Below are 1,326 nucleotides of genomic sequence, written 5' to 3'. Positions count from 1 at the left end.
GGCTCTACTCCATTATCGGGGGATGAGCAGTATTCATTAAATATCAGTACTCATTAAACACGGCTAAATACGCCGTTCCAACCGCAGTGGGCCAAGACCCTGAGCCGGTAATTCTCAAAGTTCCTAAATCCATATGCCCTTCGGGACATCATTTCCATTTTAGTGTGGAACCCTTCCGTTATTCCGTTTGATCTTGATGTGCGCCACATCCTGACGATCGGCTCCAGCCAAGAGGTGAGTGTGTTGGCCAGAGTGCGCGCTGGGCTTTGGGCTAATTGCTCAATCAGCTTCAGCAAACGTCCCATAAATTTCCTCCCATGTTTAGGCATTAAATTCCTAATCAAGAGCAACTTATTGAGCCGTTGCTTGGCAAAGTAGAGTGACTTGAGAACCGGAAATTGATCTAAATACCGTGCCAGATTCTCGCGCTGCTCTTGACTCAAGTTCCAGCGATGCCGTCTCACCAAGCTCAGCAAGCCACGGTTCATTCTTCCTACCGGATCTTGTTGTTTCCAGAGATTCAGAAAGTGCTGATTGACCAGTCGAATCACATGAAAGCGGTCAGCCACGATCTTGGCGTTAGGAAAGTACTTTTGCACGATAGACCGGTACGTTTCGGATAAATCCATGACAACGAGCTGAACCTGCTCGCGACCCGACAAGCGGCTTAAATACTGCCTCAGGCTCGGTTCTGAGCGTCCTAGCACCACGTCAAAAACTTTGTGGTTTCTCAGGTCTACGAATGTTGTTGCGTAGCCCTTTTTACGGGTAAAGAAATGCTCATCAATCCCCAGGATGCGAGGGCAGGCCCTGCCAGAAAGCTCAAGCACCCTTCGCTTGACGTGGTGCTGGTACCAGCGCTCAACGGTGGCACTGCCGATGCGATGTGTGGTTGACAGTTTGCGCTGACTCACGCCTCCATCGTGCGCTTCAAATACCTCCAGCCGAAAGCACTCCGTGGCGCGCAGCCGTGGGCGAACCCCAGGGAACTGATGTCGGAAATAACGGTTGCAGTCCTGACAGTGGTACTTGGGTACGCTCAAATGCAGAAACACGATCTGATTGCCTTGGCGCGAGTGCTTCAGCGTCCGGCTGTGAGTCGCCTTAATACGTATCGATGGACTTGCACAATAATGGCAAGCGGGTCGGCTTGTGGGCTTGGCCCAGACATGAACGCCTAGCTGGCGATCCACCCGCTCAATGGCTAATCCAGGCAGTCCTAGGATAGAATCGATGTGGGACATCGGTATGATCTCCATTAAAAAATGTTTCTTCGCAAAAACAAGTTTAATGAATACCGTTGTCCCCCGTTAATGATGTAGAGCC

The 1,326-nt window shown here is 50.8% G+C and carries 1 protein-coding gene; it reads right to left on the bottom strand.

The window, feature by feature from the left end:
* Nucleotides 1–53 precede the first annotated feature (53 nt).
* On the bottom strand, nt 54–1,244 hold the full coding sequence (locus QWY27_RS15225) for an ISL3 family transposase (RefSeq protein ID WP_290199281.1): 1,191 nt from the start codon (nt 1,242–1,244) through the stop codon (nt 54–56).
* Nucleotides 1,245–1,326 lie beyond the last annotated feature (82 nt).

The sequence above is a fragment of the Zwartia vadi genome (assembly GCF_030410375.1).
In the GTDB taxonomy this organism is placed as follows: Bacteria; Pseudomonadota; Gammaproteobacteria; order Burkholderiales; family Burkholderiaceae_B; genus Zwartia; species Zwartia vadi.
The sequence above is the reverse complement of the archived record's forward strand: the minus strand, read 5'-3'. Positions and strand labels throughout refer to the sequence as shown.

Coding starts and splice junctions, on each gene's coding strand:
- QWY27_RS15225 (WP_290199281.1), bottom strand. CDS start 1,244: ATGTCCCACATCGATTCTATCCTAGGACTGCCTGGATTAGCCATTGAG.